The sequence below is a fragment of the Cobetia sp. 4B genome, assembly GCF_018831605.1.
GTDB lineage: Bacteria > Pseudomonadota > Gammaproteobacteria > Pseudomonadales > Halomonadaceae > Cobetia > Cobetia amphilecti.
This window is the reverse complement of sequence record NZ_CP059843.1, coordinates 898,819-917,257: the sequence shown is the minus strand read 5'-3', so window position 1 is coordinate 917,257 and position 18,439 is coordinate 898,819. Positions and strand designations below refer to the sequence as shown.

At 64.0% G+C, this 18,439-nt stretch carries 16 protein-coding genes and 1 riboswitch; of the genes, 12 read left to right on the top strand and 4 right to left on the bottom strand.

Translation table 11 applies throughout. The features are described 5' to 3' along the window. Nucleotides 1–26 precede the first annotated feature (26 nt). Nucleotides 27–298, top strand: a riboswitch (cobalamin riboswitch). A gap of 131 nt (nucleotides 299–429) precedes the next feature. Together H2O77_RS03885 and cobO are read left to right on the top strand one after the other, a co-directional pair. After that, nucleotides 430–2,316 carry a TonB-dependent receptor gene (locus H2O77_RS03885; RefSeq protein ID WP_215823949.1) on the top strand — a complete coding sequence of 629 codons (1,887 nt, stop codon included), beginning with the start codon at nucleotides 430–432 and terminating at the stop codon, nucleotides 2,314–2,316. Nucleotides 2,317–2,426: 110 nt separating this feature from the next. Next, the gene (gene cobO / locus H2O77_RS03880) at nucleotides 2,427–3,026 is read left to right on the top strand and encodes a cob(I)yrinic acid a,c-diamide adenosyltransferase (RefSeq protein WP_215823948.1); all 600 of its coding nucleotides are present in this window, start codon (nucleotides 2,427–2,429) and stop codon (nucleotides 3,024–3,026) included. A gap of 63 nt (nucleotides 3,027–3,089) precedes the next feature. Here cobO and H2O77_RS03875 read toward each other — a convergent pair whose 3' ends face one another. Continuing rightward, the gene (locus H2O77_RS03875; RefSeq protein ID WP_215823947.1) at nucleotides 3,090–3,938 is read right to left on the bottom strand and encodes a helical backbone metal receptor; all 849 of its coding nucleotides are present in this window, start codon (nucleotides 3,936–3,938) and stop codon (nucleotides 3,090–3,092) included. A 166-nt stretch (nucleotides 3,939–4,104) separates the two neighbouring features. Here H2O77_RS03875 and H2O77_RS03870 point away from each other — a divergent pair, with 166 nt between their 5' ends. Next, nucleotides 4,105–4,929 carry an SIMPL domain-containing protein gene (locus tag H2O77_RS03870; RefSeq protein WP_215823946.1) on the top strand — a complete coding sequence of 275 codons (825 nt, stop codon included), beginning with the start codon at nucleotides 4,105–4,107 and terminating at the stop codon, nucleotides 4,927–4,929. A 120-nt stretch (nucleotides 4,930–5,049) separates the two neighbouring features. Here H2O77_RS03870 and pyrF read toward each other — a convergent pair whose 3' ends face one another. Next, nucleotides 5,050–5,751, bottom strand: a complete 702-nt coding sequence (pyrF, locus tag H2O77_RS03865) for an orotidine-5'-phosphate decarboxylase (protein ID WP_153635206.1) — start codon at nucleotides 5,749–5,751, stop codon at nucleotides 5,050–5,052. Between the two features lie 294 nt (nucleotides 5,752–6,045). Between pyrF and H2O77_RS18035 the strand changes: the two genes are divergently transcribed. Then, complete coding sequence (locus H2O77_RS18035; RefSeq protein ID WP_215823945.1) at nucleotides 6,046–6,483, top strand: helix-hairpin-helix domain-containing protein; 438 nt, start codon at nucleotides 6,046–6,048, stop codon at nucleotides 6,481–6,483. 656 nt (nucleotides 6,484–7,139) lie between these two features. On the opposite strand, the gene H2O77_RS03855 is transcribed toward H2O77_RS18035, so the two are convergent. After that, on the bottom strand, nucleotides 7,140–7,646 hold the full coding sequence (locus H2O77_RS03855) for a peptidylprolyl isomerase (RefSeq protein ID WP_043332448.1): 507 nt from the start codon (nucleotides 7,644–7,646) through the stop codon (nucleotides 7,140–7,142). A 68-nt stretch (nucleotides 7,647–7,714) separates the two neighbouring features. Continuing rightward, a complete protein-coding gene (rfaH, locus tag H2O77_RS03850) occupies nucleotides 7,715–8,242 on the bottom strand; it encodes a transcription/translation regulatory transformer protein RfaH (RefSeq protein ID WP_043332450.1) in 528 nt (175 codons plus the stop codon). Between the two features lie 253 nt (nucleotides 8,243–8,495). Here rfaH and H2O77_RS03845 point away from each other — a divergent pair, with 253 nt between their 5' ends. The 8 genes from H2O77_RS03845 to H2O77_RS03810 all read left to right on the top strand — a co-directional run bounded on the left by H2O77_RS03845 (nucleotide 8,496) and on the right by H2O77_RS03810 (nucleotide 18,390). Further along, nucleotides 8,496–9,701, top strand: coding sequence for an AmpG family muropeptide MFS transporter (locus H2O77_RS03845; RefSeq protein WP_082388128.1), 1,206 nt, complete (start codon nucleotides 8,496–8,498; stop codon nucleotides 9,699–9,701). Between the two features lie 206 nt (nucleotides 9,702–9,907). Continuing rightward, on the top strand, nucleotides 9,908–10,267 hold the full coding sequence (locus H2O77_RS03840; protein WP_043332452.1) for an STAS domain-containing protein: 360 nt from the start codon (nucleotides 9,908–9,910) through the stop codon (nucleotides 10,265–10,267). Next, the gene (locus H2O77_RS03835) at nucleotides 10,267–11,439 is read left to right on the top strand and encodes a polysaccharide biosynthesis/export family protein (RefSeq protein WP_215823944.1); all 1,173 of its coding nucleotides are present in this window, start codon (nucleotides 10,267–10,269) and stop codon (nucleotides 11,437–11,439) included. The genes H2O77_RS03840 and H2O77_RS03835 overlap by 1 nt, the downstream gene beginning before the upstream one ends. 58 nt (nucleotides 11,440–11,497) lie before the next feature. Continuing rightward, entirely contained in the window at nucleotides 11,498–12,952 is a 1,455-nt protein-coding gene (locus H2O77_RS03830; protein WP_215823943.1) for a hypothetical protein, read from the top strand. Nucleotides 12,953–12,959: 7 nt separating this feature from the next. Continuing rightward, nucleotides 12,960–14,333: an O-antigen ligase family protein gene (locus H2O77_RS03825; protein ID WP_215823942.1), complete on the top strand. Its 1,374-nt coding sequence runs from the start codon at nucleotides 12,960–12,962 to the stop codon at nucleotides 14,331–14,333. Nucleotides 14,334–14,480: 147 nt separating this feature from the next. After that, on the top strand, nucleotides 14,481–15,857 hold the full coding sequence (locus tag H2O77_RS03820; RefSeq protein WP_215823941.1) for an oligosaccharide flippase family protein: 1,377 nt from the start codon (nucleotides 14,481–14,483) through the stop codon (nucleotides 15,855–15,857). Further along, nucleotides 15,854–16,936, top strand: coding sequence for a glycosyltransferase family 2 protein (locus H2O77_RS03815; protein WP_215823940.1), 1,083 nt, complete (start codon nucleotides 15,854–15,856; stop codon nucleotides 16,934–16,936). The genes H2O77_RS03820 and H2O77_RS03815 overlap by 4 nt, the downstream gene beginning before the upstream one ends. After that, entirely contained in the window at nucleotides 16,936–18,390 is a 1,455-nt protein-coding gene (locus H2O77_RS03810) for a WecB/TagA/CpsF family glycosyltransferase (RefSeq protein WP_215823939.1), read from the top strand. Before H2O77_RS03815 ends, H2O77_RS03810 begins: the two co-directional genes overlap by 1 nt. Nucleotides 18,391–18,439: the final 49 nt, after the last annotated feature.

Below are 18,439 nucleotides of genomic sequence, written 5' to 3'. Positions count from 1 at the left end.
ACGCCGGTTTGCCGATTGACTCCCTCACCCCCGCCCCAGACAATGGTTCACGTTGAAGCCAGGGTGTTCGGGAAACGGGTGAAAATCCCGTACTGCCCCCGCAACGGTGATCGCAACGCTCATGCAGGTCGACCACGATCGACAAGATCGACACGGCCAGCCACTGCCTCCGGGAGGACCTGTCATTCGGGCCTCCCCCAAGGGAAGGAGGTGGGAAGGCGCATGAGGGGGTGAGACTCCTGCCATTGGAGTCCACCAGGCGTCAGTCCGGAGACCGGCCCTCGCTTCCACACTGGTTGATGCGGAGGGCCTCACCAGTGGCAAATCTCCCGCGACGGGCCTGCTTGATCAGCGCGCGTGCGGGGGACGTGTGCTCGCGCACCCTGTCACGCTGTCCTCCTCATTGCGTCTGACGCTTGAGGATCATTCATGAAACACAACAACACTCGTGGTCGCGCATCTGCGCAGGCCAGCTTCACCCTCGTCGGTAGCCTGCTGCTGCTGACCCCGCCCGCCGTCGCTGCTGATGCGCTGACCACCGATTCATCCGAGGATCTGGACACCGTCCAGGTCACCGCCAATCGCATTCCGCAGCTGCAGAATGATGTGCTGGCCAGCACCGACGTCATCACGCGTGACGAGATCGATCGCCTGCAGGCCAATTCGCTGGTCGATCTGCTGCAATCACGCAATGGTATCGAGGTCGCCCGCAGCGGCCCGATGGGCAGCCAGACCAGCCTCTTCATGCGCGGTACCGAGTCCGACCACACCTTGATTCTGGTCAATGGTCAGCGCGTCGCCAACAGTGCCGATGGCCTGGCGCATTTCGAATTCCTGCCACTCGCCGCCGTCGAGCGTGTCGAGATCGTGCGTGGCCCGCGTGCCAGCGTCTACGGCGCCGATGCCATCGGCGGTGTGATCAACCTGATCACGCGTGGCGGCAGCGAAGTCGGCCAGCATGCAGAAGTCACCCTGCGTGCCGGCAGCGATGGCACCTTCCGCCAGAACGCCCAGTTCAGCTCGGTGGAAGACGACACGCGCCTCTCGGCCAATCTCCATCATGATGAGAGCGATGGCTTCTCGGCCCGCGATACCGGCAGTGAAGATGATGGCTACGAGGCCACGGGCGCCGAACTACGCCTTGGCCAAGACTTCGGTCAGCAGGCCACGCTCAGCCTCGGCGTCGCCAACACCGAGACCGATTACGACTATGACGACTGCTACGACAGCAGCTTCAGTGCCTCGGAAGACTGCCACGGCGAAGGCAGCCAGATGGTATTGGATGCCAGCCTGCTGACGCACCTGAACCCGAACTGGGACATGACGGTCAGCGTGGCGCGCACGCGGGATGAGTACGAGAACACCGAAGCCGGCAGTGATGCCGGGCGTGTCGCCAGCACCCGCAACGAGGTCGGCCTGCGCCACGACTTCTACACCGACCTCGGCACGCTCAGTCTGGGGGTGGACCATCGCGAGGAAAGCCTGGATGCCGATGGCCCCTACTTCACCGCCGAGGGCTACAGCGTCGATAGCCGCTACGCCACCGGCGTCTACGGCAGCTGGCACCTTCAGCAACAGCGTCACCACGTCACGACCAGCCTGCGTTACGACGACGACAATCGTTATGGCCACCAGATGACGGGCGGCTCCAGCTACGCCTATGATCTGACGGCCGCGCAACAGCTCGGTGCCAGCTATTCCAGCGCATTCAAGGCACCGAACCTGATCGACCTCTACAGCCCCTACGGCTCCGGCAATCCGGACCTCGATGCCGAGACCTCCACCACGACCGAACTGTTCTGGCGCCTGCAGCAACATCACTGGCATCTGGGCCTGAATGCCTTCCAGACCGATATCGACAATCTGATCAGCTACGAAGGAGTCGACTTCTCACCGATCAATATCGATCGCTCACGTATCCGCGGCGTCGAGCTGAGCAGTGGCTGGCAAGGCGAGGCTCTGAGCGTGAACCTTGCCATGACCTGGCAGGACCCGGAGGACCGCGATACCGGTGAGCAATTGAAGCGCCGCGCCCAGCGCTTTGCGCGTCTGGATGCCGATTATGCACTCGACGACTGGAGCTTCGGTGCCACGCTGCGTGGCAGCGCCAGCCGCAGCGATACTGACGCAGACACCTACACCGACACGCGCACTGCCGGCTATGGCGTGGTCGATCTGCGCACCAGCTGGCAGGTGATGCCGAACGTCAAGCTGAGCGCCAAGCTGGATAACATCTTCGATCGCGAATATCAGCTGGTCAATGGCTACAACACCCAGGGCCGTTATGTAGAAGGCGGCGTCACCTTCTTCTTCTGATCGGCTTTCCCGGGATGCCTCTTTTGAAGAGCCTCGGGCGACAAGCAGCCACACATACCACAGCACCGTCCCCCGGGTCGGTGCTGTGCCTTTGACTACGGAGCATACGCATGACGGACCGCAATACCCGCCACAAGGCCGCGATGGAAAAGCTCAAGTCGCATGTCGATGACAAGGTGGCACAGGCCACTGAGGAGCGCGGCCAGCTGCTGGTGTTCACCGGCAATGGCAAGGGCAAGACGACCGCCGCCTGGGGCACCATCACCCGCGCGCTGGGCTATGGCTACAAGGTCGGTGTCATCCAGTTCATCAAGGGGCTGTGGGAATGCGGCGAGCGCGAACGGCTCGCCGAGGATGCCAATCTCGAAGTGCATGCCATGACCACCGGCTTCACCTGGGATACTCAGAATCGTGAGGCCGATACCGCCGCCTGCCAGGCCGTGTGGCAGCAAGCGCAGCGCCTGATGCGCGATGACAGCGTCTACCTGGTGGTGCTCGACGAGCTGACCTACATGGTCAAGTTCGGCTATCTGCCGCTGGAGGAAGTGATGACGGCACTCGAGAATCGTCCTGCGGAGCAGACCGTCATCATCACCGGGCGCAATGCCAATCGTGAAGTCGTCGCCTGTGCCGATACCGTCACCGAGATGACCGAGATTCGCCACGGCTTCAATCATGGCCTCAAGGCGCGGCGCGGCATCGATTTCTGAGCGTGCTGCACGAAGCCGCCCTGACTCCGCCGCCCTCAGTCCGACGCGCTTACTCTGACGCCCTCAGTCCGACGCCTGCACCGTCGCGATGGCAGCGCAGACCTCTGCCATCGCCTCGACACTGCGCGGGCCGGGACGGCTGATCAGGTCAGGAGTCAGACCCGCCAGTGCCACCTCGGAAAGTGGCCCTCCATCCGCGCGCCAGGCGGCAATCCACTCCTCGCGCGCCGGCCCCTTCGCGACCGGATGCAGAATCAGGCGCGGCCTGGCCAGCCACAAGGCTTCCCGATTGATCTGCGGCACCACGGCGGGCGTGCCCGTCAGCAGCGGCTCACCGCCGCAGCGCCGAATCAGCTCATTGACCAGGTGATTGCCACCCAATGTCGTCATCGGGCTCTCCCCCAGCTGGAAGAAGACCGGCAAGGGGTCGCTGTCTCGCGCGCGCTCCAGCTGCTCGATGCGCGCTGCGAGCGTCGCCACATGCTTATCCGCGATATCGCGGGTGCCCAGCAAGGTGCCAAGCCGGGCGATATTGGACAGCACGTCGTCGAGTGTCGCGGGCTCGCTGACGAAGACGGGCATCCCCATCGCCGTCAGACGCGCATGCATCTCATCGGAAAGCCCGCTGCCCCATGCCACGATCAGGTCAGGCCGGGCACTCAGCAATGCCTCCAGGTTGGGGCCGTGATAGCTGGCCAGGCGCGGCAGCTCGCTGACCGCAGGGGGGAAATCACTGCCCTGACTCACGCCGATCAAGGCCGGCAAGCCTCCCGCCGCCGCCACCAGCTCGGCCGCGTGCGGGGCCAGCGTGACCACCCGCTGCGCCGGCTGTGGCAGTGCCACGACGTCGCCTGCATCATCGATCACCTCACGCTCTGCGGCCAGGGCAGGCAGCGCCATCAGTGATGACATGACGAGCACCGACACTACCAGTGCAGCGCCACGTATAGAGCGCAGTCTCTCGTGTACCTTCACGCATCGCCCTCATTGCTGATACTTTCAAGCCTATCGCGCCCGCATTCATGCCCCTCACCAAGCGCCAGGCAACAATGTTGCCACTTTATATAAGGGAATTCCCATGCTGATGAACCACGCCACCAGAGGCCCCGCCCCCCTCGCCCAGCGCCTGCGTCGTACCGCCATGCTATGCGGCCTGGCGCTCTGCACCGCCGGCGCCACGCACATGGCCCGCGCCGACCAGACGCCCGCACCGGCACTGGTGCATGTCAGCGCCAGCGCCAGCCTGGAGGCGGCGCCCGACAAGGCAACCATCCAGGCGCGCCTGTGGGAGAAGACGCCCGCGCGCAAGGTGGATGACAAGGCTCCGGACAGCAAGGCCGAGGGCCAGGCAGCCCGCAAGGCGCGCGAGTCACTGGAATCACGCATGACGACCCTGATTCAGGCACTGGAGACAGCGGGTATCGACAGCCGTCAGATCAGCGCCGGCAGCCTCAACCTGCGTCCTGAGCAGTACTACGAGCGCAACAATGGTCAGCAGCAGCCCCAGCAATGGCGCCGTACACACCTCGAACGCCCGATCAGCCTCTCTCTCGATGACCTGGACAAGGTACCGGAAGTCATCGACCTGCTGCTGGGCGCTGGCGTCAATCAACTGGCCGGTGTGCAGTATCAGATCAGTGAACGGGACGCCCTGGAAGACAAGGTATTGAAGGAAGCCTTGACCAAGGCACGCCACAAGGCACAACTGATGGCCGAGACCCTCGGCGCGACCCTGGGCAGCGTGCAGTCGATCAATGAGTCCTCACATAGCCCGCGCCCGCAGATGATGGCAATGCGTGCCGACATGGCAGAGGCCAAGAGCAGCGGCAGCGAATACCGCCCCGGCGAGCTGAGCCTCGAGAGCAGCGTTCAGGTCAGCTGGCATATCGAGTCTGCCGATTGAGGCAGTCGCGCAAAACGTGAGCGAGTGAGCAGCAGTAGTGATCACTGCCATGAAAAAGACGCCAGCCGCAGAGTCTGCGGCTGGCGTCTTTTTTTGCCCATGAGGCAGACAATCAGCCGATCAGGCGCCCAGCTCCTGCTCGATCAGCGCCAGCGCCGCCAGCGGATCCTCCGCCTGGGTGACAGGACGCCCGATCACCAGATGGGTGCTACCGGCTGCCATGGCTTCACCGGGCGTCATGGTGCGCCGCTGATCACCGGCCTGCGCGAAGCTCGGGCGAATACCCGGCGTCACCTTCAGGAACTCAGGGCCACACAGCGCCTTGAGGCTCGGGGTCTCACGTGCTGAGCACACCACACCGTGCATGCCGCTCTGCTGGGCGAGGGCCGCCAGCCGCTCGACCTGCGCAAGCGGCGTGACATCCAATCCGATACCGGCCAGATCGGCCTGTTCCATGCTGGTCAGCACCGTCACGGCGATCAGCTGGGTATCGAGGCCGCGAGTCGAGAGCGCCTCGGCGGCGGCCTGCATCATGCGCGCACCACCTGAGGCGTGGACATTGGTCATCCACACGCCGTGCTCCGCTGCCGCCAGCACGGCCTGGGCGGTGGTGTTGGGGATGTCATGGAATTTGAGATCGAGAAAGACCTCGAAGCCGCGTTGATGCAATGCCTTGAGAATCTCGGGACCCACACGCGTGAACAGCTCCTTGCCTACCTTGACGCGACAGCGCGCAGGATCCAGCTGGTCTGCCATGGCAAGCGCAGCACTCATGTCCGGGTAGTCGAGGGCGATGATCAGGGGGGAAGTCGTGGCAGGCATCCGGGCTCCAGGCGATGTGGCAGGCGCAATGACAGGAGGTCATGGGCTCGGGGCAACATTATAGCGCTCGGCTCTGTCGTTGTATGCCCAGGGAAAGACGAATCGAAACAGCAGGCTAACGCTCGTAGTGCTTTCTTGCGTTGAGCGCAGAAAGCCGCGCAAGGATGAGAAATCGTTTAAATCTAAATGACTACAAATCTAATGCCTGAGCCAGAGTATTTCTCGCGCAGGGCCTCGGGTGGTCGCCCCGCGCACTTCCAATCGACCACCCTGATGTGAGCATAGGAAGCGACCATGAAAACCCTGCTAGGAACACTTCTCGTGACCAGCCTGCTGGTACTGTCACCGACCAGCCAGGCCGCAGACATGAACATCAACACCGCCACTGCCGCACAACTGACCGAGCTCAAGGGCATCGGTGGCAAGAAGGCCCAGGCCATCATCGAATGGCGCAAGGCGAACGGCCCCTTCACCGACGTGGCACAGTTGACCGAAATCAAGGGAATCGGCCCCAATACGCTCAAGCGCATGAACACGACATTGACGCTGGGCGAGCCGGGCAAGAAGACCTCGGCCATCAACACGAAGAGCCCGTCGGTCAAGCAAGACGGGGCTATCCAGAAGAGCCAGACTGTCAAGAAAAGCCAGAGCATCGACAAGACCACCACCGGGAAGGCCGTCGACTCCCACAAGGAAGTCGAGAGCCTCAAGACTGCCAGCAACAATAGTTGAGCCGTCTCGCCGGGCAGGCAACCTCGTGTCAGTTGCGGGGCTGCCTGTCCAGCGACTCTCTTCCTCCCAGAGAACTGGCAAGAACTGGCAAGAACTGGCAAAAGCTTTCAAGCAGCCCGCAGACAAGCCAGCGTCATGCAAACGCAGTTAGCCATTCCCCCACTGAACCCCACAACCAAAAAAGCCGACCCGAAGGTCGGCTAGCGGGGTTTCCCCCTCCCCTGACGGCGAATCGGCACCTGCAAAAAAAGCCCGATTCTGACAGCGGCCATCCTGGCCTGCCCCTTCCCCAAGGGGCTCCCTGAATGCCAGCCTCTGTCGGCAGCTGACACCTCTGCTTCTGACATCGATAGCTCTGATATCAATAGCTCCGACATCGATAGCTCTTCCGCCTGTGTCGGCCTGCTGCGGCCTCGACAGGGACACTCTACCCCGCCACGCCCCGCGCGAATCTGATCTGCATCAAGTCCTGAAGGCTTCACGGCTCGATCCGTGCGGCTGGCGCGCAGACGACTGATCCATATCAATTTTCTCCATCGCTACAGGCCCCAACAACAGACAGCCCCGCTGCCGAGGATTCCGGCAGCGGGGCTGTCTGTGTTGAAGAGGGGCTGCAACGAGGCGCTTGAGCGTCGCACCCATCCGCAATGCCTACCTCAGCGACGCACCTTCTTGTCTTCGATCTCGGTATGGCTGACATCGAGACCGAGCGGATGACCGGCCGAGAGTTCGGCACGCGTGGCATCGCGCACTTCCAGCACCTCGACTTCCCAGCTCAGTGCCTGACCTGCCAGCGGATGATTGGCGTCGACCTTGACCTGCTGTTCACCGACCTCCAGCACCGTGACCGACCGCTGGCCTTCCGGGGTGCGGGCCTGAAAGCGCATGCCGGCGTTGATCTCGCCCGGACCGAAGGCATCACGCCCGAAGTACTGCACCAGGCCTTCATCCCGCTCACCGAAGCCTTCGGCTGGCGTCAGATTGACGACCTTGCGGTCGCCGACATCGCAGCCCTCAAGCGCACTCTCGAGCGCTGCCAGAATATTGTCGTGGCCATGCAGGTAATCCATCGGCTCACGCTCAAGGGAGCTATCCAGCACAGTGCCATCAGCGGTGCGCAGGGTGTAATGCAGGCTGACGACCTGCTGGGAAGTAATCGCCATGGGAACCACTCCAGAAGAAAGGTGCAATGCGGTCTCGCGGATCAAGACGGGTGAGACAGGTCGGCAGCTCAGCTTTCGCTACGCCGCAGCTGACGACTGGACAGCTCGACACGCTGTTGCTGATTGATCAGATTGAGCAACACGATGACGCGCTCATCGCCCTTCGCGCTCTCGAAGACGCCACTGAGCGAACTCAAGGGGCCATCGATGATCTCGACCTGCTCGCCGGTTCGGAAATAGACATTCTCCGGCGGTTGCTCCTGGCGTTGCTCGCCGCTGGCGATCAGGGCTTCCACCAGGGGCGTCGGCACCGCCGTCGGCGTGTTGCCGAAGCTGACCAGCTTGAGCACGCCACGGGTCGAGCGAATCGGCCGCCAGTTGTCATCCATCTGATCAAGGCGTATGAACAGGTAATAGGGGAAGAGCGGCTCTTCGACCCAACGCAGCTTGCCGCCGCGCTTCTTTTCCACCTCCAACAGGGGGTGGAAGACGTGAAATCCCTGATTGGTGAGGTTCTCCGCCGCACGGAAGGATTCCCCGCCCTTGCACTGGATCAGATACCAATGCGCCTTGGCAGCTTCTCGGGCTTCACTCATGATGACCTCTCATTGCCTGCCTGCCCCACTCATGCGTGTCTCGACCTGCATCATGCCTGTCGGCTGACCGGCAGGACAATGCATGGCTCTTGCCCTCAGGCAGTGCGACAATCCGGCCATGAATGACGCAAGCGGCAGATAGCCGCTCACCGTGCGTGTGACACGCGCGGCCACACCCTCTGCATGGACAGGCAAGGCTTTGACTTCAAAGGATTTACGCTTACTCGTTGGCCGTCATGGTATCACGTTCCTGATGGGCTTCGCCTCCGGGCTGCCACTGCTGCTGACCGGTAGCGTGCTGCAGGCCTGGATGACGGATGCCGGTGTCTCACTGGACGCCGTGGGCCTGCTCGCGCTCGTCGGCCTGCCCTATACCCTCAAGTTTCTGTGGGCGCCATTGCTGGACCGCATCATGCCGCCGGTGCTCGGTCGGCGCCGTGGTTGGCTGATGATCGCCCAGCTGGCCCTGACCGCCCTCATCGCGTTGCTTGCCTTGCAGGACCCGCACATGTCGCCGCTGACCATGGGCGCCATCGCGCTGGCGGTCAGCTTCTTCAGCGCCACCCAGGACATCGTGATCGACGCCTATCGGCGCGAGCATCTGCCGGACAACGAGCTGGGGCTGGGCTCCAGCTTCTATGTCTATGGCTACCGCATCGGCATGCTGATGGCCTCGGCCGGTGGGCTGGTGCTGGCCGACATGATCGGCTTCCGCGTGACCTACCTGATCATGGCCGCGACCCTGGGCGCCTGCATGCTGGTGACCCTGCTGGCACCGGAACCCGAGGCACAGGCCGCGCCGCGCGCCCATCATCTGCATGAGATCCTGTGGGACCCTATCCGCCACTTCATGAAGCGCGATGGTGCCATCTGGCTGCTGCTGTTCATCCTGCTCTACAAGCTGGGTGATTCCGTGGCGGGCAATCTGACCACGCCCTTCTACAAGGACATCGGTTTCAGCAATTCGCAGATCGGCGCGACCGTCAAGCTGTTCGGCCTGTGGCCATTGCTGGCCGGCACCTTCTTCGGCGGCCTGATGATCATGCGCATCGGCATCTATCGGGCGCTCTGGTGGTTCGGCATCCTGCAGATGGTATCGACTGCCGGCTTCGTCTGGCTGCATCACGTCGGTGATTCGCTGGCGTGGCTCGCGGCTGTGGTCGCCTTCGAGAACCTGGCGGCCGGCATGGGAAGCGCCGCCTTCATCGCCTTCATGGGCGCGCTGACCGACAAGCGCTTCACCGCCGGCCAGTACGCGATGCTCTCATCGATCATGGGCCTGCCGCGCGTGGTGATCGCCGCGCCCTCCGGCTATCTGGCCGATGCGGCCGGCTGGGACAGCTTCTTCTGGATCTGCACGCTGGCCGCCATACCGGGCCTTTTGCTGTTGCTACGCTTCCGCCACTGGGGCGCGATGCTGGCCACGCCACACAAGTCACCCGCCATGTCGGGCGAGTGACAACGCCGCGCAGGCAACCTGGAGAGCCCGAAAACAGCAGGTAGCACCACGAAACCCAGCAAGAAAGAATGAGGCAAGTCAGTCGGCGTCGTTGACACTGTAACAGCAGGTAAACGATGCTTATGCGGCATAGTGCATAAAGATAACAAGCTGCACCGCAGGCCCAGCTGGCGCCAGGCGGTGACATCAAGCACAGGGAGCCCGTCATGCCCATCACCACCCGGATTCACGAAGGCATCATGATCACGCCGCCTGCCCAGCTGACAGGCGAGCTCGCGCGCTATTTCCGCCAGGAGATGCTGGCGATGATTCCTGAGCACACCGGCACGCTGGCGGTGGACCTCAGCCATGTCGAGGCCATTGATGCCGATGGGCTCTCGGTGCTGGTCAGTCTGCATGATGCGCTGTCCCCGGCGGCGCTGGTGGTGGTTGAACCCTCGCCGGTCATGCAGACAGAGCTGGAGCGCGTGCGCCTGTTCGAGCTCTTCGATATCTACTATCAGCGCGACCCGCTGCTGGAGTCGAGCGGCGACACGCGGACAGGGCCTTCTCGTGAGGTAGCCTGATGAAACGCGACCTGACTCGGCCCAGCTCCCTTTTCCGCTCTCTTCGACGTCTGCTGGGCGTCGCGATCACGGCCGGCCTGATGGGCGGCTGTACGCCGATCATGCTGGACGACACTCCCGCCGAAGATCACTGGCAACAGGCGACCCACTGGCCGCTGGAGCTGCCTGCCCCTCATGCCGATGATCGCTTCATGCAACTGCCCGCGGGCGATGACCAGCGGCTGGCGGCGGGCGATCGTCTGAGCGTCAGGGTCGCCGGCAGCGAACTCTTCGATGGCAGCTACGAGGTGGATCATGACGGACGCCTGCGCCTGCCGTGGCTCTCGCCGGTCGTGGCCTCCAACAAGACCATCGACGCCCTGGCGGATGAGATCACCCGGCGTCTGGTGCAGGAAGAGCTGATTCGCCCGGGGCTGGCGCATGTCAGCATCCGGCTCGAGGAGTGGGCGCCGCTGGCCGTTGCGGTGTCCGGCGCGGTGTTCTTCCCGGGCGAGGCGGTCATCAATACCCGCCTGCCGGAAGAGCGCATGGTACGCCGCGATTTCGCCGGCGGTGATGCCAGTCAACAACGCCGTCTGTCGGCAGCCTTGACCACGGCCGGCGGCATCCGCCCCGACGCGGACCTGAGCCATATCGAGCTGATTCGCGACGGCCAGACACAGATTCTCGACATGCGCGGCCTGATCGACGGCGAATATGCCGCCAATCCCTGGCTGCGTGTGGGTGACCGGATCCACGTGCCCTCCAGCGGCGCCTTCCAGGCCGCTCTGATGCGCCCCTCGCCGCTCACCGCGCCGGGCATCGTCATCTATGCCTCCAACCTGACCACCCCTGCCAACAACAACAACGTCAGCAATTACACGGTGTTGCGCTCGCAGGTGCCCTACGGCGTGCGCATGCTGCAGGGCGTGATCAATGCCAACTGCGTCGGCGGCATCCAGGCGACCTCCGGCTCGCGCCGCGCGGTGCTGATCAGTACCAACCCGATGACGCATCAGCCGGTCGTGGTCGATCGCGGTATCGATGCCCTGCTGGCCAATCCGGCGGATGTGGGGGTCAATCCCTACCTGATGCCCGAAGATGTGGTCGGCTGCTATGACTCCGGTGTCACCAACATCCGTGATATCGCCCGCACGCTGACTGACCTGCTGACGCCGGCCACTCTGCTGTAACCCATCGCCTGTCCGTTGATGGAATGCGACTGATCACTACCACGCGACAAGGATGTGCATGACAGAGTCCCGCTCACCCGACACACCACAAGACGCAGCCAAGCCCTCACTGGGGCGCCGACTCCTGGGCGTCCTGCTGGGCTGGGCGGCGCGTGGCTCCAGCATGCGCCCGCGCACCCGCCGCGCGGCCTACCTGTTGCTGGCGACCGCCATCCTGAGTGTCATCTGGGGATTGACCATCGCCTTTATCGCCGTGGCACCTGTCACCTACACCACCAGCTGGACGATGATCCTGCCGGGCACCGGCTCCGGTCTGTCGGTGAACTTCGAGAGCATCGGCCAGGCCAGCACCAGCGCCAACTCTTCCTACTCCAGCTCCTCGCTGGACCCCAAGGTCAACTACCGCGCCATCGCCGAGAGTCCCGCCGTGCTCGAGCGTGCCGCCAGCACGGTCGACATGCATCCCGACGATTACGGCAAGCCCAAGATCAAGCTGACCGACCAGACCGCCCTGATCGCCTTCCAGACCAGCGCGCCGAGCGCCAAGTCCGCGCTTGCACGCGCCAATGCGCACATCGATGCCTTCAATGAGGTGATCGAACAGCTACGCAATGATGAGCAGGCGCGCCGCGAAGCCGTCATCCGCCGCTCGCTCGAGACCTACGACCGCACGCTCAAGGAAACCCAGCGCAAGCTGCTCGAGTTCCAGTCCACCTCAGGGCTGGTTTCCATGGAGCAGTTCAAGGAACTGACGCTGAGTGTCGAGGCGCTCAAGGACACACTCGAGACGCGGGATGGCGAGCTGTCGGCCCTCAACGCCCGGCTCGCTACCCTGTCCAGTCGCCTGGGGCTGGATGCCGGCCAGGCCGGTGGCGTGATCGCCCTGCAGCGCGACGCCCGCTATCAGGCGCTGCTGACGCAGGCGGCGGAGCAGGCGGCCAGTCTCGATGAAGCGCGCGGCAAATGGGGCGAGCGCAATCCGGAAGTCATCAATCTGGCCGCGGGGCTTGATTCCCTCGAGCGCTCGCTGGCCTCACGCATGCGCCAGTTGCTGCCCCGTCAGTCCTCGCGCAACCAGAATGCCCTGCGTGCCGCGTCCGGCCATGCCAATCAGGACACCCTGGTCGGCGAGCTGATCACCCTGGATACCCAGCGGCGTGGCGTGATCAGCGAGCTTGCCACCGGGCGGGCCAATCTGGCGGCCCGCCAGCAGCGGCTGGACAACAGCGTCGCCAAGGCCGCCCAGCTGCAGGACTTGCTGCGCGAGCAACAGGTCGCCACGGCGGTCTACACCACGGCACTGGCCAAGATTGATATCGGTCAGATCGACCCCTTCGCCAGCTACCCGATGCTGCAGATTCTCGATCCGCCGCCATTGCCCGAGAAGGCGGATTCGCTGGGCATCAAGCTGGCCATCGTCGGCGCGCTCGCCGCAAGCGTCTTCAGCATCATCGGCCTGATTCTCCTGTGGATCAGAAAACCCTACCTGCTGCGTCTGCAGCAAAGCGTGTGAGCCGCCGATGTTTTCCCTGAAGGCGGGGCCAGAGGCGGATGTCCGCCCCGAGACCCCGGAAGAACGCATCATCTGGTTCTCGATCACCGCGACCTACCTGTTCTATCTGGTCGGCGGCCTCTATGTGCTGGCACCGGTGCTGGCATGGTCACTGGTGATGCGTGCCGCCTGGCTGCACCTCAAGGGCCGCCAGCGTTTTCCGCGCCTGCCCTGGCCACTGTGGGTGTGGATCATCGGCATGATCGTGATGGAGTTCTCGCTGCTGGCCGGCCACCTGATCGAGAACCTCGGCACCGGCAAGCTGATCAAGTCCTCCATCGGCTGGGCCAAGGGCTGGGCGCTGCTGGCGGTCTTCCCGATCATCGGCTGTCTGGCGATCCGCCCGGCGGTGATCATTCGCGCGGCCATGCATGTCTGCCTGCACACCATGCTGTTGCTGCCGGTATTCGTCGGCGCCTGGCTGGCGGGACTGCCCCAGGTGCCCTTCGTCTCGCCACTGCAGGCCATCGGTGGGCCGGGACCGGAATTCTTCGCCGTCTCGCTTTATGAGATCGACCCCGGCAGCGGCATGCCGCGCTGGCGCCTGTTCACGCCCTGGGCGCCGGCGGTGGGCTTTGTCGCCAGCATCTATTTCGCCTGTGCCCTGCTCGAGAAACATCCCTTGTGGAAGGCAATCGGCATCGGCGGCAGCGTACTGATGATCCTGATGTCCGGCTCGCGCATGGCGCTGGTGTCGCTGGTGTTGATCAGCGCCGGGATGTTCCTGCTCAAGCGTCTGCACAAGCCGTGGCTGTGGTTCAGCTTTTCCGGCGTCAGCCTGATCGGTGGCTTTCTCGGCGCGCCGATCCTGGAGGCCATCGACAACTTCATCGCCGCCTTCAAGGGCTCGCGGGCGGACTCGACCCGCGTGCGGGCCGCGCTGGGGCGCATCGCGGTGGACCGCTGGCGCAACGAGGCGCCGTGGTTCGGCCACGGCATCGTCGAACGCGGTCCGCACCTGGTGGAGTACATGCCGATCGGCTCGCATCACAGCTGGTATGGGCTGCTGTTCGTCAAGGGCATCTTCGGCCTGTTCGCGCTGTTGGTGCCGATGCTGGTCAGCCTGCTGCATCTGCTGCGCTTCGTGGTCGGCCGCCCTGTCGTGCAGCTGGGCTTGATCATGGTCGGCCTGCTGTTCGTCTACTCCTTCGGTGAGAATCTGGAGATTCTGGCCTACCTGATCTGGCCGGGACTGATCCTGATCGGCAAGGCGCACCAGCTGGCGGGCCTGCCCGCCAGCGAAGGGCATATCCACAACATGGGGCCGGTGGATGTGGAGAAGCCGCTTTCAAGAGCAGCACCCGCCTCCGCCGATGCCGGCAGCAGCGATACGGCAACCTAGCCCGATCACGGGATAGTGGAACAAGGCTGCGCCAGATCACGCCAATTCATCAGTACATTGCGCTAGAGTGGCTACACCAGCCGTTCAAAAGCATGACTGAACAAGACCAGATGCTTGGAAAGGCACGACAAGCCAGGGAGCCAGGCGATGGGTGTGATCACGCGACTCAAGACACGTCTGACAGGTGGCGGAGACGGTGGCAATGGCCGCCTGATCCGCAATCTGGCCTGGATGGGCATGTCGCAAGGGGTGCACCGCATCGCGCGATTGGGCGCGACCCTGGTGGCGGCGCGCATGATCGCGCCGGAGTCCTTCGGTATCGCCGCCATCGTGCTCACCGCGCACGAGATCATGCACGCCATCTCCAATGCCGCCGTGGTACCCGCTCTGGTGCAGGCCGGTCGCGAGGGATATGAGCGTCTGTGTCGCGATGCCTACTGGTTCAATTGGGTGGTGTGTCTTGGCCTGATGGTGCTGCAGATGGCACTGGCCCCACTGCTGGCCTACCTCTATGACGCTCCCGATCTGACCCTGCCACTGATGGCGCTGGCGCTGATCTTCCCGATGTTGCCCCCCGCCGCCATCAACGCGGCGCGAATTCTGCGCAGCAACCGCCTGCACATCACGGCGCGCATCGAGATGGGCCAGAGCATCGGCGAGGCCGTCGGCGTGATGCTGCTGGCCGCCATGGGTGCCGGGTTCTGGGCCTTGATCCTGCCCAAGCTGATCGTGACGCCCATCTGGACCCTGACCTACCGCTGGTGCGAGTCATGGCGCATCGATGAGCGCCCCTCCACGCTGTGGTCGCGTCCGCTGATGAGCTTCGCGCGCCCGATGATGGGCGTCGAGGTGGTCTCGGTGCTGCGCCAGCAGATGGATTACCTGCTGGTCGGCGCCCTGTTCGCCATGGACGTGCTCGGCGTCTACTTCTTTGCCTTCAATGCCGGACTCGGCATCAGCCTTGGCCTCTTGCGCGCCTACTCCACCGCCATCTTCCCGCAGCTGTGCGGCGACATGACGTCTCGCGAACGACTGGCACGCATGCACCACGGCATGCGTCTGTTCGCGCTGGTCGCCGTGCCCGCCATCATCGCCCAGAGCCTGCTGGCACCCTGGTATGTGCCGATCCTGTTCGGGGAGGCCTGGGTCGAGCGTGGCGCCCTGCCGATCCTGATCCTGATCTGCCTCTCCGCCCTGCCGCGCATCCTGCTCGACAGTTGCGGCCAGCTGCTGCGCGCCCAGGGCATGCCCGGGGCAGACCTCAAGCTGCAGATCTTCATGACGCTGATGCTCGGCGCCGGCATGTTCGCCGGCGTGCCCTTCGGCATCAATGGCGTCGCGGCCGGCATTCTGGTCGGTATCAGCCTGGCCGCCCTGCCCGGCTACCTGTGGACACGCCGGCTGATCCTCGCTCAGGACGGCTGGGTGACAGATGCGCCGCCACCAGACACACCAGACACACCTCACGCAGCATCCACCGCATCGCTTTCCCCAGACAGGGACGTCCAGGAGGCCAGACCATGACCCCGACCTTTTCGGTCATCATGCCGATCTACAACGTCGAACGTTTCGTCGCGGCCGCCATCGACAGCGTGCTGGCGCAGGAGGATGGCGACTTCGAACTGCTGGTCGTCGATGACTGCTCCCCCGATGGCAGCCGGGCGATCTGCGAGGCCTACGACGACCCGCGCCTCACGCTGATCACGCATCCGGTCAATCGTGGCCTGGCCGGGGCCCGCAACACGGGCGTGCGTGCCGCTCAGGGCCGCTATCTGGCCTTCCTGGACTCCGATGACATCTGGGAGCCCGCCAAGCTGGCGCGCCACCGCGAGCACCTCGAGGCACGCCCCGAGGTAGGCCTGTCCTTCTCGCGCTCGGCCTTCATCGATGCCGACGGCGAACCGCTGGACTACTACCAGATGCCGAGCCTGACCGACATCACGCCGGGGCTGCTGTTCTGTCGCAACCCGGTGGGCAATGGCTCGGCGCCGGTCATCCGCCGCGAGATTCTCGAGGCCATCGCCTTCGACTGTGAGGTCAAGGGGGGCGGCGTGCTGCCTTGTTACTTCGATGAGAGCCTGCGCCAGAGCGAAGATATCGAATGCTGGACACGCATCGCCCTCAAGACCGGCACCACGGTGGAAGGCATTCCCGAGCCGCTGACCCGCTACCGGCTCAATGAAGGCGGGCTTTCGGCACAACTGGAGCGCCAATACCAGAGCTGGCTTGCGATCGTCGAGCTGACGCGCGCCTACGCGCCTGACTTCATCGAACAATGGTATCCCCGCGCCCAGGCCTACCAACTGCGCTATCTGTCGCGTCAGGCGATTCGCCTGCGTGACGGGGATGCTGCCTGGGCGTATTGCCGCCGCGCCGTCAAGGCATGGCCAGGGCTCTGGAAGGCGGAATTCGGGCGCACCGCTGCCACGGCAGGGGCCGCCCTGATGTTGCGCGTGATGCCCAAGAGTCTCTATCTGCGCTGTGAAGGGCTCGCCCAGGGAGTCATCGGCAAGGCGCAGAAGAAGAAGATCGACAATGCGCCGCGCCCGCAGCCGGCCAGACCGAATCAACAGCAGGACGCTCATGAAGTGGAGTCGCCATGATGAGCCAGCCATTGGATCAAGCCCTCTTCACCACTGAGCGCATCAAGACGCTGCCTCACGTCAAGGTACTGGGGGTGCCCTTCGTCAACACCAGCCTCGACACCTGCCTGAGCCTGCTCAAGAGCTGGATCAGCGACCCGCAGCCGCGCACCGTCAATTTCGTCAATGCGCACTGCCTGAACGTGGCCCAGGTCGATCGCTATTACATGCAGGTGCTGCATGACAGCGACCTGCTGCTGCCTGATGGCAGCGGCGTGAAGATGGCCTGCCGCATGCTCGGCCAGGAGCTCGAAGCCAACCTCAATGGCACCGACCTGCTGCCCCACCTGTGCGACATGCTGGTGGCGGAGAACAAGCGCCTGTTCCTGCTCGGCGCCGCGCCGGGCGTGGCCGACAGGATGGCTGACAAGCTCCGCGAGCAATGGCCGACACTCGAGATCAGTGGCGTGCATCACGGCTTCATCGGCCCGGAAATCATCGACGACGTGCTGGCGCAGATCAATCAGGGCACTGACCTGTTGCTGGTGGCGATGGGCGTGCCGGCCCAGGAGAAGTGGATCTCGACCTACCGTGAGCGACTCGAGGTGCCGGTGGTCATGGGCGTCGGCGGTCTGTTCGACTTCTATTCCCAGCGCATCCCGCGTGCGCCGGGCGTCGTGCGCAGACTGGGCATGGAATGGGCCTGGCGGCTGCTGATGGAGCCACGCCGCATGTTCAAGCGCTACGTGCTTGGCAACCCGAGCTTTCTGATGAGCGTGCGCAAGTATGGGGGAGAGGCGGTTCCCGGCCGCGGCCTGTGGATGAAGTCACGCTCCAACTGGCGCCACTTTCGATGGCGAGTGAGCAACTGGCTGACCCCGCGCGCGCGCCGCGCCATGGATATCGTCGGTGCCAGCGGCGTACTGCTGGTGCTGTCGCCGCTGCTGCTGGGCACGATGCTGGCCATCCGCCTGGAATCGCCAGGCCCGGTGCTGTTCGGCCAGGAGCGTATCGGGCGTCACGGCAAGCCGTTCAAGCTCTGGAAGTTCCGCTCGATGTACATCGACGCCGAAGAGCGTCTGCGCGAACTGCAGGCCGCCAACGAGAGCGAGGGTGGGGTGCTGTTCAAGATGAAGCAGGACCCGCGCATCACGCGCGTGGGCCGTATCATCCGCAAGCTGTCCATCGATGAATTGCCGCAGCTGTGGAACGTGCTGCGCGGCGAGATGGCGCTGGTCGGGCCGCGCCCCGCCCTCGCCCGCGAGGTGGCGCTCTACGAAGCGCGTGCGCGCATGCGTCTGGATGCCACCCCGGGGCTGACCGGGCTGTGGCAGGTGTCGGGCCGCTCGGACCTGTCCTTCGAGCAACAGATCCATCTGGATCTCTTCTACCTGCATCGTCAGGGCATCAAGGAAGACATCAAGCTGCTGTTGCGCACGATTCCTGCCGTTCTGACCAGCCGTGGAGCCTACTGATGCGCGAGACTCCCTCTCTCATTCGTGCAGCGCTGCGCCAATATCACGA